Below are 12,605 nucleotides of genomic sequence, written 5' to 3'. Positions count from 1 at the left end.
GCGAGCGAGGGATGAGCGTTGCTCTCTGAGGTGCCCCTTAGTCGTGAGAAAAGTGTCGGGGGTGGCGAGTAGCCTGAGCGCATGCTCACAACGCCATCAGAATGAAGCCCGCAACGACGCTCAGAAGGCCAATTCCGGTGAGTATCGAGCCGATGACGATGGCGGCGTTCGTGCGGCGGGGCCGTGCGAGACTCCACCGAGAGGGATGGCACTGGTCGTAGTGGAGCGTGACTGGGGCGCCGACATCCATGTTCGGAACCTCGGATGGCTCGTGAAGGACGGAGTACTGCCTGCCATCACCATCGGACCAGCGAAAGCCCTGAAAGCCTCCGGCTTCGAATACTTCGGCAGTGGTCGCGATCCACTTGCATGCCCGCAGAGCGAGAATCCAGCCGAAAAGGAGTAGCGGGATGCCGGGAACGAGGCCGACCCAGGACATCGTTTCGAGCACCGCTCCTAGAGCGCCCTCAGGTCCGGTCATCCTGCAATATTATCTGCCGCACAGCTCGGGGATCGCGGGCTGCAAAGAGGGGATTTCTCCGGCCTGTTCCCGCCGAACCTGCGCTCACTCCACTACCTGTGAGCGCTGATTAGGGCAGGGGTTTGAGCATCGCGAAGTTCGTCAGCTCAACGCCGCGCTTCACTGGATGCTGTTCAGCAGTGACGACGAATCCGAAACGTTCGAAGAACGGTCTGGCGGTGATGCTCACGTCGGCGGTCAGCACGCGTGCTCCCGAATCGGAAGCCACGGCTTCCGCGTGAGCGAGGAGCCGCCGCGCAACCCCACGTCGCAGAAATCGCGGCGCGACAAACATCATGTCGATGTACCCGGTGGCGCTCACATCGGAGAACCCTGCGACCTCTTCATCGATGGTCGCGACAAAACTGTTTCGCGCCGCCATCGCGCGGCCCCAAGAGTGCAGGTCCCGCGCATCGATATCCGCCCAGGCTTCCGTCTGCTCGACGGTGTAGTCAGCGGATGCCGTTTGGGTCACCGCGGCGATGAAGACGGCCAGCGTGCTGGCGGCATCCAGCTCGGTATAGGGGCGCACCTCAATCGAAGCGTGCTCACGATTCGCGGATGCAGTCACGCGACTAGCATCTCACTCGGGCTCGTGTGCGTCGGTGCCCCCTTCGGCCACACCCGACCCCAGTGGATCATTCCCCACGGCGGCATGATCACGCTCGACGCGACAACCCAGTCGGTCGCGGCCGACTACAGCTGACCGCCTCGTCCTAATGCGGTTCAGCACATGCGAGTATGAGTTACGTGACGGTTGTGGAGGTGGATGGCGTTATCGCCGCAGTGTCGGAGAAGCTGGGTCGCGCGATCACGCTCGTTCGACCGCTGGCTGGCGGCCAGCACGCGACGACGCTTGTGGTCGCGGACTCGACCGCCGAGTATGTCGTCAGAGTGTTCCCGACACTGGACGATGCGGTCGTGCACGAGCCACCAATCCTCGACCGAGTCGCTGCTCTGGGGGAGCGTGTGCCGCGGCTCGTCGCTACCGGTCAGTTCGGCGAATCCCCGTTCATCGTCACGTCGGTGGTCCCCGGCGGCCCGCCCTCACCCGACGTGCCACTGCGCAGGGTCGCAGAGCAGATGGCGGCGGTATTGGCCCAGATCCACGAACTCGACAGTGTCGGCCTCCGAACCCTGTCGTGGGAAACCCCGAAGGGTGTCAGCGCGATAGAGACTCGTGGGCGCGGGGCGTGGCAGCAACTTGATCGGGCTGACCGCGTTCTCACTCACTACGATTTTTGGTGCGGAAATGCCCTGTGGGAGGGTGACGTGCTCACCGGTGTCGTCGATTGGTCGGGCGCTCGCAGCGCTCCACGCGGCTTGGATGTGTCATGGTGCCGCCTCGACCTCGTGCTCCTCGGATCCATCGATGCGGCAGATCATTTTCTCGCGGAATACGAGCGCGAATCGGGGCACTCCCTTCCCGACATCCAGGCATGGGATCTGGTGGCTGCCGCCCGGTCGGCCTCGCGCGTTGAAACCTGGGCCCCCAACTATCTCGGTGTCGGATACAGCGACCTCACTGAGAGCGCCCTCCGCGCGCGGATGGATGATTGGACTGCACGCCTCTGCGTCAGCTGATGCCAGTTAGTCGATCCCTTAGCGCCGCGGTTCGCTGATCTCATCCCCAGCGATCAGGCGGCTGAGATTCCATTCCAGGCCGTCGAGGAGACCGGGCGAAATGCCGGCGGGTGGCCGAGTGCTGTTGAGCGCTGAGCTGAATGCCGCGAAGGTCTCTGTGACCGTTTTTTCGATTGATCTCGGCGTCATGACTCCCCAACCTGTGGCTTCATTGATGAGCCGTTCGGCACTGATGCGGCGGTGGTCGAATTGCCCATCGATCGCTAAGGCCATGGTCCAGTCGATACGGCCTGCCTGGTAGAGGTTGGGCACCGCGTCGTAGAGCTGGGTGAGGGTATCTTCGCCGGGGAGGTGAAGGATTCCGGTGTTCTTTGCGTGGCCATCGTTGTCGCCAACGAGCACCCGGTAAGTGAGCTGGCGCAACCACTCCGAGAGCGGGTTTTCTCCATTTAAGCTAGCCGCAGCTTCAGCGATCCTCGCTGCGCTGGGGCGTTGCGGGTTCGCGGGCCAGTTCTTGTCTTGAAACTTTGAGCTCGCGTTTATCCAGTCGAGGCCGAGGGCCTGCGCGCAGTCTTCTTGGTGAACGAGCCTGACAGTTTCGCCGTGGACGGCGCGGTCAAAGCGTTCGATCGCCAGATAGGAGGTGCGGCCGACGGTGTGGAGTTCGCTTTCGAAATGGGAGAGCCCCATGGCGCGGGTGAGCTGGTGGCTGAAGTATTCGTCCGCGATCAGATGAGGGCGCGATGACACTTGGGGCTTGATGATGTGGGTGGAGTGGGCACTGCCGTGCGGCTGCCGCCAGCCGGCTCCGAAGTTCGCCAACAGAAGTTTGGGCTGAAAGCCCGGGATCATCGAGCGGCTGTCATCTCGCTGCCCAAGGTCGTGATCCTCAACTGCCCTCTTCAGCATCCGGTTCAGTTCAGCGTCGCTCAGCGGTTCATAGGATGCCGAGCTCGCGGGATTGTCTCCGACCGGGAGAAAGGTCAGGGCGCCGGCGAGCGATCCACCGAATTCGCGAAGGATGCCGAAAAGATCGTTCGGTTGTATCCCGCGCTCCGAAGCCATCGCTTCGCGCTGGTTGCCCTCGGGCCCGTAACCTCCAAGGAACCGTGACACCAGGTTCACGTCGGTTCGAGCGCCGGGGACGGTGGTAAAGCTTTCGGTTAAGCGCACTGCACCGGGCTGATAGTCCGCAGCCCATGTGAGTCGGACTTGCTCGGCAGAACCCCGTGCGGCCCGAGTTAGCGTTCCGATGCGCTGTTCATGAAGAAATACTGCGAGTTCACTCGCCATCGCGTGCTCCGGCCTCGCTCTGGGCCTCGTCGGCTTCGGAGCTCTGACGCGTCAGTTCGTACGTGACGGTGACGCGGATGCCGAGCTTATTGAGGGTGCGGAACAGCCTCGACGCGAAGAGGTTCGGTTTGCCGGATTCGATTTCGCGCAGGTAGTTGCGCGAGAATCCCAGCGTTTCTGCGACGTCCTCTTGGCGGATGCCCTGTGCTTGCCGTGCAACCTTCACGACGGCGCCGAGGTCCTTGAAGTTGGTGATCCCAATGGTGGGCATCGGATGCTCCTTCCCTTTGTCCCTGCCAGACCCGAAACTACGATGCACGGATAACAGTGCATTGTGCGATGCACGTTTATCCTAGCACTATCAGATGCATCAATAAACGTGCATTGCGTGTGCTCTACCCTTCGCGGCGGGTTGACCCGCGGCTACGATGCGACGCTGATAACCAGTACATCGGATGCGGTAGACAAAACGAGAATGTAACCTCGCGTGTACGTACCCAAGGTGGTACATTCAACGTATGGACACGATGCTGCAGGCAATCTCAGACGAAAGCCGACGCACTCTACTCGCCCGACTTCGATTGGGTCCGACGAATGTCACCGAACTCGCAGCGCTTCTTCCGATCGCGCGCCCCGGTGTTTCTCGCCATCTCAGGGTCTTGCGTGAAGTTGGGTTAGTGGATGTTCACAGCGAGGCGCAGCATCGCATCTACTCGCTGCGCCCCGAGCCGCTCCAAGAGCTTGACGAGTGGCTGGAGGAATATCGCGCGCTGTGGGAACACCGCCTCGACGCGCTCCACACTGAGGTCGCACGCGGCAAAAAAAGCGAAGTCGCACGCGGTAAACGAGAGAAAAGGGAATAGCGATGCCTGAAGGATCCGGAGTTACCAAAATTCTGGGCAGTGTGCGGGAGGAGAACGGCGCAGGCGTCGTTCTCGTTGAGGACGTCTATGCGACGAACATCGACGACCTGTGGTCCGCGATTACGGTGCCGAGCCGACTCGCGCGTTGGATCGTGACCGTGGATGGCGATCTCACCATTGGTGGAGAGTTCAGCGCCACGTTTACCAGTGGCTGGGAAGGATCCGGCCGCGTTGACATTTGCGAGTCACCCAGACACTTGCGAATAACGACCTGGTCGGATGACGACGCACCCGGCGTGATTGACGTCACGCTGGTTGAGGAACCGGCCGGCACGAGGCTAATCGTCGAGGAGTCTGGCCTGCCGCTCGATGTTTATCATCACCACGGTGCAGGCTGGCAAACCCACATCGAGGATCTCGCCGCCTATCTTGAAGGTCGCGAAACATCGGACTGGGGCGCTCGCGCGACAGAGCTCTCTACTGTCTATCGGGAAATGGCGGCTGGCCTTAACTAACCCAAAACCATCGACCAGGTCTCCTGCCGAGAGCGCCCGTGGCAGACTGTGCGGCATGAATCTAGACGATGAGCTTGACCGGATCTTCGCCGCCAGGGACCGGGAAAACATGCAGCCAACAATAGATTCGTTGCTTCCCCTCTACGCCTCGCATTCCCAGAACGCTCGAGTGCTCTATGAGCTGGGAGGGGCGTATGACACGGCTGGCCAGGAAGAAACAGCCCGGGGTTTTTATGAGGGCGCTCTCGCCGCCGGGCTGGAGGGCGATCTGCTCCGCCGTTGCTACGTTCAGTACGGCTCGACGCTCAGAAACCTGGGCGAATACGACAAATCCCGGGCGGTGTTTGCGACAGCACGCGGCGCATTTCCGGAGTCCGCTGCGCTGGGTGCTTTTGAGGCGATTACGTTGCACGCCGCCGGGCGGCATGATGCGGCCGTCGCAGCGCTCCTCGATCTAGTGGTGGAGTTCGTTCCTTCTCCCGACATAGACCGGTACAAGGCGGCGATCAGTGGGAATGCGGCGTACATCCGTTCCTTGGAAAAGAAGCGGCCGGAGCTTTCGGCTTAGCCGCCCCACTCGATCGCCCTGCGGGCGTATCCCAGTGGCCCACAGTGTTCGGCAACTTCTGAGCGCAGAATCGAATTGAGCACGAGGTCGATACCGTCGTGGTCGAACTCTCCGTCACACAGATAAGCCCGGGCCGATTTCTTCGCACGGAGAACGATCTCTGCGTACTGTTCGCTAAAAGTGGATTCCATAGAGTGCTCCGATCGAAATGGCATCCGCGACCAAACGAATTGCAATTAGCGCTAGAACTTAACCGCTTATTAGGCTGCACACGCATTTCATGACAACAGCGGCGCCAACCCCTGCGCGGCTTCCCTGAGGGAGTCGACGATCTTGGCAGGGTTCTCGACCCGCACTCCGGGCATCGAGACGGCGAGGCCAGCCACGAGCACATCGTGATCGTCGCGGATGGCTACGGCGATGCATCCGTGCCCTGGTTGCAGTTCCCCGTTCTGCATCGCGTAGCCGCTGCGGGTGACGTGTTCAGTAATGGCGTGGATGCTTGACGCGGGGCGCACGACAGCCCACGAGGGGTGGCCGTCGTGGCCGAGTTCGGTGAGCAAGAGGCGGCCCATTGCTGAGCAGTCGAGCTCTCTGCTGATGCGTTCGGGGTGGCTGAGTGGAAAGTCTGGATCGATGTCGCTGAGCACGATGTGCGTGGCGTCGTAGCGCACAAGATGAACACCGGCCCGGATGCTGCCGCGAAGCTCGTTGATGATCTCGCGGGCGGCGCGCGGGGGAGCTGTGGGCATCACTGCGCGGCCAAACTGTTCCAGTTTGCTGCCGAGCGCGAAACCACGGAGGTCGGGGGTGCGCACCAAGTATTCGTCTTGCACGAGAAGGTTGAGCAGGCGGTAGGTGGTGGCGCGGGGCAGGTCGAGAGCTTCGGAGATTTCGCGAGCGCTGACTCCCGCGCCGTGTTGGGCTACCGCCTCAAGAACCCCCAGCGCGCTGTGCACCGCAGCGGGTTGGCGTGCGCGCAGGCCATCGACGGCTCCACGCTTGCGCGTCGCCTCGGGCACTGCGGGCGGGGTCGATTCAGTCACTCGCCTGCTTTGCCTGTGTGGTGCCGCCGAGTACATCGATGACGGTGGGTTCGTCGTAGTTGCCGATTGTGAGGGCGAGGCCTGGATTCTTGCGAACTCGCAGCAGCAGAACGGCGGTGCCCAGGCTCATGACTGCCACATAGAGTGCGACGGCGAGTGCACGTTCTCCGGCTACTTCAACGGCGAGGTAGGTGACGAAAGCGATGGTCAGCGAGAGGCCGGCAACTAGTGCGGTGAGCAGCGGTCGGATGCTGAGCTCGCCGATGCGGTTCAAGAATGCGGGGGCGGCGAAACACACCATGATGTAGGCCGTAATGTAGCCCGCCGCAGCGACGACCAGTAGAAGTTGCATGGTGTTCCAGATGCCAGCACCAGCGAGCACGAATGCCAGCGGCACGACGGTCACGGCGAGCAACGAAACTCCGATTGCAAAGAGCGGTGTGTGCAGTTGTGGATGAGTGGAGCCGAGCCGGCGCGGCAAAATTCCGTCGCGACTCAGCGAGAAGAGCACTCGAGCGAGCGCGGTGGTTGACGCGATTGTGCAAGCGAGAAACGATGCCGCGATTCCGATATCGAGAACAAGGGCAAAGGAGCCGAGCCCGAATCCTTCTGCTAATTCGTTGACCGGCGACGTACTCTGGCTGAAGTCGGCTCCGAGCACCTCGAAGCCCATCACTTGAGCGGTCGCGGCGAGTACGTAAAAGAGGAGAGAGCCCAGCACGGTCCAGACCAGTGCGCGCGGGATGTTTCTAAACGGGCGTCGCACCTCGACGCCCAGAGCGGCTGAACTTTCGAAACCAACATAGGCAGTGAGCGCCAACACCGCGCCGACCGCGATTCCAGAAAACGACCCAGTCGAACCTGCGAAGGACTGACGAGTGACCGCTGACCAGTCCGTGTGAGGCCCAATCTGAATCAATAGAGCAACGATAAGGATGAGCAGCACCGCGACCGAGAGCGTCTCCACCATGAGCGTCACTCTCGAGGAGAGCCGGATGCCGCGGGCGAGAACCAGCAGCACAATGCTGGCCAGCACCACCATGATCCCGCCCGTCGCGAGCGGTGAGCCGATGAGGTCCGGAATGACTCTCGCGAGAACGATCGACACGTAGTAGGTGCCTCCGGCCAAAGCGAACATTGCGATGAAGCTGTAGCCAATGAGCATGCCAACACTTGTTGCCAGAGTCGCGGTTGTACCCGCGCGGTCAGTGCCGAAGCCTTTGGCCACAAAGGTGTAGAGCGATCCAGTGGCGGCCATGCGGCGCGTGAATTGGTTGACGGTGAAGGCGATAAGGAGAGCGAGAAGACCGGCGGTAGCGATCGAGAAGACGGTGGCTGATCCCGCGATGCTCGCGACCAGCAGCGGCATAGTGGTGGCGGCTGCCGCCGGGGCAATGGCCGATACCGATTGAGCAAGCACCTCGACGAAACCGATGCTGCGGCGATCGAGGCCGTGAAGCGGTGACTCGCGGCTAAAACCATGAACCGGGTGGCGCTGCGCGATCGCGCGTTCAAGTGCTGACATCGCGTGCTCCTAGAGTGCCGAGATTCGACGACTCTAGCGGTGGTCGATTACAGCGGCGAGACCGAAATGTTTCCGGCAGGTAAGCCCAAATGAGACAGCACTAGAAACTCGTCTCATTCACGCGACGGATGTTTTTACCGCGCGGTGACAGCGGCGCAACCCGGCCTCGGCAGAGTGTCTTTACGACCATTCCCCTCTCCCGTTTGATTGGACGACAGCAATGACCGCCACTGGAACACCCCCAACAGCTACAGACACCTTGGCTAAGCCAAAACTCTCCGGAAAGCTCGGAGTCGCCGCGATTGTCTTCATGGTTGTTGCCGCTGCATCACCGCTCACTGTGGTCGGAGGGGCGGTGCCGCTGGGCATCCTCATCGGCAACGGTGTCGGCTTTCCGAGCATGTATGTCATCTCTGGCGTCGTATTGCTGCTCTTCGCTGTCGGCCTCTCTGCCATGGCCCGTCACGTTCCGAAGCCGGGGGCATTCTTCACGTATGTCGGCTACGGCCTTGGCCGCCCGGCTGGGCTGGCGAGTGCGTGGCTTGCGATGCTCACGTACACCGCCATTCAGGTGTCGGTGCACGGCTACGTCGGTTACATCCTCAGCGTGACGGCGATGTCGTTGGGCGGCCCGGAGATTCCGTGGTGGGTTTTCTCGCTCCTCGTCGTTGCCGTTGTCGGTGTGCTCGGCTATCGCCACATCGATCTCTCGTCCAAGGTGCTTGCGGTCTTCCTCGTTTCTGAGGTCGGCATCGTCATCGCGCTCGTGATTGCGGTTGTCGCTTCGGGCGGTGCGGAGGGGCTCACTCTCGAGCCCTTCTACCCGACCAACATCGTCAGCGGTTCGCCGGGCGTCGGCCTCATGTTCGCCATTGCCGCCTTCATCGGCTTCGAAGCGACCGCGGTGTTCCGTGACGAAGCAAAAGACCCTGACCGCACCATCCCCATCGCCACCTACAGCGCCGTCATCGGCGTTGGTGTGTTTTACACGGTCGCCAGCTGGGCGATCGTGATGGCGTGGGGCCCAGAAAATGTGGTGGATGTCGCGGCCCAAGATCCTGGCGCCATGATTCTGGTCACCGTGGCGCAGTACCTCGGTGTCGCGGGCGAGATCATCGTCAACATCCTGCTGATCACGGCAATGTTCGCGTGTGTGCTCTCGTTCCATAACGTCATCACGCGTTACCAGCACTCGATGTCGAACACGGGTGTGCTTCCGGAACGTCTCGCCTCAGTGCACTCCAAGCACCTGTCGCCGCACCTGTCTTCTCTCGTGCAGACCGTAACAGCCGGCACCCTGATCACTCTTTTTGCGGTGCTTGGGCTCGACCCCGTGGTCCAGGTATTCACGTGGTTCGCTGGTGTCGCAACGCTAGCCATCGCGATTCTGATGGCTCTCACGAGTGTCGCGGTCATTGTGTACTTCGCCAGCACGAAGAGCGACACACGAGTGTGGAACACCAAGCTGGCACCTGTGCTGGGCCTGGTAGGTCTCATCGCCAGCGCCGCGATCATCATCGCGTACTTCCCGATCATGGTCGGAGACGTCAATGCCGAGGGAGCCCCCGTCTTCGGCGCAATGAGTGTGCTGCTCCTGCTGCTGATCGTGATCGCTCCCGCCGTCGGTCTGGTTCAGGCAGTCATCCTCAAGCGCACCAAGCCCGCAACCTACGAATCGATTATCGACTCAATCGACGCCTGATCCGTTCGGGCTGGAGCGCCGCACTGGACAACCCTGTGCACTGGTCCGGCGCTCCAGCCCGGCACGCACACATCATCCCCATCCCCCGCAAGTGAAGGAAATCGAATGACGATCACGAACGACAAATCAGTCTTGGCCCACCACAATTCGACTGCGCCGCAGCATCCGCTCAGCAGCCTGAGCGCCGACGAGATCACCGCGATTCGCGACATCGCCTCGACGGTGGATTTCTTCACCACGACCACTCGTTTCGTTTATGTCGGCCTCGAGGAGCCCGCCAAGAACGAAGTGAAAGCGTGGGAGGCAGCGGGCGGGGAAATGCCCGACCGCCAAGCACGCGTCATGCTGCTTGATCTCGCAACCGGCCACTCCAGCGACAACATCATCTCGTTGGGGCTCGGAGCCGTCATCTCAACGTCGGTGCTCGACGGATCAGCGGGACAATTGCCTATCCTCGACACAGAATTCGAGCTCGTCGGCGAGATCGTCGCCCAAGACGAAGGCTGGATCGCGGCTCTTGCGAAGCGCGGCGTCACCGTAAACGACGTCGAAGTTGTGCCGCTCTCCTCCGGCTACTACGACTTTCCCGAAGAGGAGGGTCGCCGCATTCTGCGTATCTTCGCGTTCCGCTCTGACTACGTGGGCGACCACGTGTGGGCGCACCCGATTGACGGTCTCGCCGCCTACGTCGACATTGCCGCGATGAAAGTGACGCGCATTGTCGACAACGAGGTTTATCCGATCCCCGCCGAGGGCGGCAATTACGACGACCCGGCAGTGCAGGGACCACCGCTCGATGCGCTCAAGCCGATTGTCATCACTCAGCCGGAAGGCCCCAGCTATCTCGTCGACGGTGAACAGGTCGAGTGGGGCAACTGGAAATTCCAGATCGGGTTCGACATGCGCGAGGGTCTCATCATGCGCAACCTCAGCTTTGCCGACCAGGGTGTCGACCGCCCAATCATGTATCGCGGGTCGATTAGCGAAATGGTGGTTCCCTACGCCGACCCGCAGCCCAACCGTTTCTGGCAGAACTACTTCGACACCGGCGAGTACCTGTTCGGTCGTTACACGAACTCGCTCGCCCTCGGCTGCGACTGTGTTGGCGAGATCACGTACTTTGACGCGGTCTTCGCCGACGAGCTGGGTTCTCCCAAGGTCGTTCAGAACGGCATCTGCATGCACGAGGAAGACTTCGGCACACTGTGGAAGCACACCGATCTCTTCACAGGCGCCTCGGAAGTTCGGCGCTCTCGTCGACTCGTCATCTCCTTCTTCACCACAGTCGGAAACTACGACTACGGCTTCTACTGGTACCTGTACCTCGACGGCACCATCGAATGCGAATCGAAGCTCACGGGCATCCTCTTCACGTCGGCGTATCCCGGACTGCAAGCGGATGGCTCGGACTACCCCTACGCCTCGGAAGTTGCCCCTGGCCTCGGTGGCCCCAATCACCAGCACCTCTTTTCGGCACGACTCGACATGACCGTCGACGGTGTAGCCAACAGCGTGGATGAGATTGACGCTGTGCGCGTGCCGATGGGGCCGGGCAATGAATACGGCAACGCCTTCACGAAGCAGGTCACGCGCATCCGCTCGGAAGGCGAGTCAGGCCGAGTTGCTAACGGTGCGGCATCGCGTGTCTGGCAGATCTCAAGCGCAGACAAGGTCAACCGCACTGGACGCCCCACGTCGTACGTTCTCTACCCCCAGGAGAGCCCGACCTTGATGGCAGACGAGTCGTCATCGATTGCGAAGCGAGCACTGTTCACGACCAAGCATCTCTACGTGACGAAGTACGACCCAAGCGAACGGTATGCGGCCGGCGACTTCGTGCACCAGAACCCGGGTGGCGACGGCATTGCCAAATACATTGCGGATGACGCCTCGGTTGAAGCCGAAGATGTTGTCGTGTGGCACACCTTCGGTCTCACCCACTTCCCCCGCATGGAAGACTGGCCCGTCATGCCCATGGACTACGCCAAGTTCACCCTCAAGCCCAACGGCTTCTTCGGCATGAACCCGGCACTCAACATCCCCGCCCCGGCCCAAGAAAACGGTGACCACTGCGCCCACCACGATAGCGAGCACGGCCACTAGGGAGCGGCGAGGAGAGCGAGAGCGGAAGCGGAAAACAGTGGAAACCTTGCACGTGGCGGCCTTGCTGCCGGCGGCGCTCGGCACGTGTTGCACCGTGGGTGCGCGGCGTACTGGAATGCAGCTGCAGTCTTTTGCGGCGATTGTGATGCTCGCGGCGATGCTGGATGTGTCGCTCTCGTGGGGGCTGCTTCATCCGCTGGTCTGGGTGATGGCGCTTCTCGTCTCGGGGATGCTCGTAGGGTTCGGCGCGCGACCCAACTCCCGTTCGGCTCGCTCGGCGGGAACGGGTGCCGGGGCCAATGCAGCCCATCCCTCCGGGATGATGGCGCTGCACTCGGCCCTCGGTCTCGTCTTGATGGCGGGAATGATCATGGCGATGAGTTCGGGCGGCGTCGATGCCAGCGAAAGTCACCATCACGGGGTGGCGTTCCTGCCGCCACTGTTGGGCGGCATGGCCGGGTACGTCATTTTCACTGTGTGGTTCGAGCGGTCGCTGCGGCTAACGCAGCGATCGCCCGGGCTGCTCGCGCGCGTCGAAGTGCTGAGCATGGGCGGCGCCGCGGGGCTCATGGCGTTGGCGCTGCTGGCGTAGAGGGCTGTTGTCGGGACTCTCTAGCGAGCGCGCCTAGCCGAAATCGTCATTGATGCCTGAGCAAGCCTAGATCCGTGACCCTCGATTTAGTGTGACGGCGAACTGGTGACCCTCGACGAGCAAGACCGCAGCGCATGGGATCGCACCCTGATCATTGAGGGACACGCCCTTGTTCGCGAATGCCTCGTTGCGGTCGCCGCTGGTGGAGGGCGGCCCGGGCGATTTCAACTCTTGGCAGCGATCAACTCGTGAGCTGATCGTTGGTCGGCCCGCCGCGCCAGGTCCGGTCGGCCA

15 protein-coding genes are annotated in these 12,605 nt (G+C 61.7%); 8 read left to right on the top strand and 7 right to left on the bottom strand.

The genetic code is table 11. From position 1 onward, the window contains the following. Nucleotides 1–85: 85 nt before the first annotated feature. Together I6E56_RS07785 and I6E56_RS07780 are read right to left on the bottom strand one after the other, a co-directional pair. Nucleotides 86–481 (bottom strand): hypothetical protein, encoded by a 396-nt coding sequence (locus I6E56_RS07785; protein ID WP_231599625.1) that lies wholly within the window; start codon nt 479–481, stop codon nt 86–88. A gap of 109 nt (nt 482–590) precedes the next feature. Next, nucleotides 591–1,091 carry a GNAT family N-acetyltransferase gene (locus I6E56_RS07780; RefSeq protein WP_197109312.1) on the bottom strand — a complete coding sequence of 167 codons (501 nt, stop codon included), beginning with the start codon at nt 1,089–1,091 and terminating at the stop codon, nt 591–593. A gap of 179 nt (nt 1,092–1,270) precedes the next feature. Here I6E56_RS07780 and I6E56_RS07775 point away from each other — a divergent pair, with 179 nt between their 5' ends. Next, on the top strand, nt 1,271–2,104 hold the full coding sequence (locus I6E56_RS07775; RefSeq protein ID WP_197110119.1) for a phosphotransferase family protein: 834 nt from the start codon (nt 1,271–1,273) through the stop codon (nt 2,102–2,104). Between the two features lie 18 nt (nt 2,105–2,122). On the opposite strand, the gene I6E56_RS07770 is transcribed toward I6E56_RS07775, so the two are convergent. Together I6E56_RS07770 and I6E56_RS07765 are read right to left on the bottom strand one after the other, a co-directional pair. Further along, nucleotides 2,123–3,397, bottom strand: a complete 1,275-nt coding sequence (locus tag I6E56_RS07770) for a type II toxin-antitoxin system HipA family toxin (protein WP_197109313.1) — start codon at nt 3,395–3,397, stop codon at nt 2,123–2,125. Further along, a complete protein-coding gene (locus I6E56_RS07765) occupies nt 3,387–3,668 on the bottom strand; it encodes a helix-turn-helix domain-containing protein (RefSeq protein WP_197109314.1) in 282 nt (93 codons plus the stop codon). The genes I6E56_RS07770 and I6E56_RS07765 overlap by 11 nt, the downstream gene beginning before the upstream one ends. 247 nt (nt 3,669–3,915) lie before the next feature. Between I6E56_RS07765 and I6E56_RS07760 the strand changes: the two genes are divergently transcribed. Genes I6E56_RS07760 through I6E56_RS07750 form a run of 3 tightly spaced genes read left to right on the top strand, consistent with a single transcriptional unit; the run spans nt 3,916 to nt 5,343 of the window. Further along, nucleotides 3,916–4,260, top strand: coding sequence for a helix-turn-helix transcriptional regulator (locus tag I6E56_RS07760; RefSeq protein ID WP_197137144.1), 345 nt, complete (start codon nt 3,916–3,918; stop codon nt 4,258–4,260). Nucleotides 4,261–4,262: 2 nt separating this feature from the next. Further along, nucleotides 4,263–4,775 (top strand): SRPBCC family protein, encoded by a 513-nt coding sequence (locus I6E56_RS07755; protein WP_197137142.1) that lies wholly within the window; start codon nt 4,263–4,265, stop codon nt 4,773–4,775. 55 nt (nt 4,776–4,830) lie between these two features. Then, the gene (locus I6E56_RS07750) at nt 4,831–5,343 is read left to right on the top strand and encodes a tetratricopeptide repeat protein (protein ID WP_197137140.1); all 513 of its coding nucleotides are present in this window, start codon (nt 4,831–4,833) and stop codon (nt 5,341–5,343) included. Here I6E56_RS07750 and I6E56_RS07745 read toward each other — a convergent pair. From I6E56_RS07745 to I6E56_RS07735, 3 genes are all read right to left on the bottom strand, one after another. Beyond that, nucleotides 5,340–5,534 carry a hypothetical protein gene (locus I6E56_RS07745; protein ID WP_197137139.1) on the bottom strand — a complete coding sequence of 65 codons (195 nt, stop codon included), beginning with the start codon at nt 5,532–5,534 and terminating at the stop codon, nt 5,340–5,342. The genes I6E56_RS07750 and I6E56_RS07745 overlap by 4 nt on opposite strands. Before the next feature lie 87 nt (nt 5,535–5,621). Continuing rightward, nucleotides 5,622–6,389, bottom strand: a complete 768-nt coding sequence (locus I6E56_RS07740) for a helix-turn-helix domain-containing protein (protein WP_307842803.1) — start codon at nt 6,387–6,389, stop codon at nt 5,622–5,624. Beyond that, the gene (locus I6E56_RS07735; RefSeq protein WP_197137136.1) at nt 6,382–7,914 is read right to left on the bottom strand and encodes an APC family permease; all 1,533 of its coding nucleotides are present in this window, start codon (nt 7,912–7,914) and stop codon (nt 6,382–6,384) included. The genes I6E56_RS07740 and I6E56_RS07735 overlap by 8 nt, the downstream gene beginning before the upstream one ends. 220 nt (nt 7,915–8,134) lie before the next feature. On the opposite strand from I6E56_RS07735, the gene I6E56_RS07730 reads away from it, so the two are divergent. The 4 genes from I6E56_RS07730 (at nt 8,135) to I6E56_RS07715 (ending at nt 12,563) form a co-directional block, all read left to right on the top strand. Next, nucleotides 8,135–9,616, top strand: coding sequence for an APC family permease (locus I6E56_RS07730; RefSeq protein ID WP_197137135.1), 1,482 nt, complete (start codon nt 8,135–8,137; stop codon nt 9,614–9,616). Nucleotides 9,617–9,721: 105 nt separating this feature from the next. Next, nucleotides 9,722–11,719, top strand: a complete 1,998-nt coding sequence (locus tag I6E56_RS07725; protein WP_197137134.1) for a primary-amine oxidase — start codon at nt 9,722–9,724, stop codon at nt 11,717–11,719. Between the two features lie 37 nt (nt 11,720–11,756). After that, on the top strand, nt 11,757–12,311 hold the full coding sequence (locus tag I6E56_RS07720) for a hypothetical protein (protein WP_197137133.1): 555 nt from the start codon (nt 11,757–11,759) through the stop codon (nt 12,309–12,311). Nucleotides 12,312–12,416: 105 nt separating this feature from the next. Further along, on the top strand, nt 12,417–12,563 hold the full coding sequence (locus I6E56_RS07715; RefSeq protein ID WP_197137132.1) for a hypothetical protein: 147 nt from the start codon (nt 12,417–12,419) through the stop codon (nt 12,561–12,563). Nucleotides 12,564–12,605: the final 42 nt, after the last annotated feature.

Origin of the sequence: Salinibacterium sp. NK8237 (assembly GCF_015864955.1) — a bacterium.
Taxonomy (GTDB): domain Bacteria; phylum Actinomycetota; class Actinomycetes; order Actinomycetales; family Microbacteriaceae; genus Rhodoglobus.
Note: the sequence above shows the minus strand (reverse complement) of the source record. Positions and strands in the feature narration are given on the sequence as shown.

Coding starts and splice junctions, on each gene's coding strand:
- I6E56_RS07785 (WP_231599625.1), bottom strand. CDS start 481: ATGACCGGACCTGAGGGCGCTCTAGGAGCGGTGCTCGAAACGATGTCC.
- I6E56_RS07770 (WP_197109313.1), bottom strand. CDS start 3,397: ATGGCGAGTGAACTCGCAGTATTTCTTCATGAACAGCGCATCGGAACG.
- I6E56_RS07765 (WP_197109314.1), bottom strand. CDS start 3,668: ATGCCCACCATTGGGATCACCAACTTCAAGGACCTCGGCGCCGTCGTG.
- I6E56_RS07760 (WP_197137144.1), top strand. CDS start 3,916: ATGGACACGATGCTGCAGGCAATCTCAGACGAAAGCCGACGCACTCTA.
- I6E56_RS07755 (WP_197137142.1), top strand. CDS start 4,263: ATGCCTGAAGGATCCGGAGTTACCAAAATTCTGGGCAGTGTGCGGGAG.
- I6E56_RS07750 (WP_197137140.1), top strand. CDS start 4,831: ATGAATCTAGACGATGAGCTTGACCGGATCTTCGCCGCCAGGGACCGG.
- I6E56_RS07745 (WP_197137139.1), bottom strand. CDS start 5,534: ATGGAATCCACTTTTAGCGAACAGTACGCAGAGATCGTTCTCCGTGCG.
- I6E56_RS07735 (WP_197137136.1), bottom strand. CDS start 7,914: ATGTCAGCACTTGAACGCGCGATCGCGCAGCGCCACCCGGTTCATGGT.
- I6E56_RS07730 (WP_197137135.1), top strand. CDS start 8,135: ATGACCGCCACTGGAACACCCCCAACAGCTACAGACACCTTGGCTAAG.
- I6E56_RS07725 (WP_197137134.1), top strand. CDS start 9,722: ATGACGATCACGAACGACAAATCAGTCTTGGCCCACCACAATTCGACT.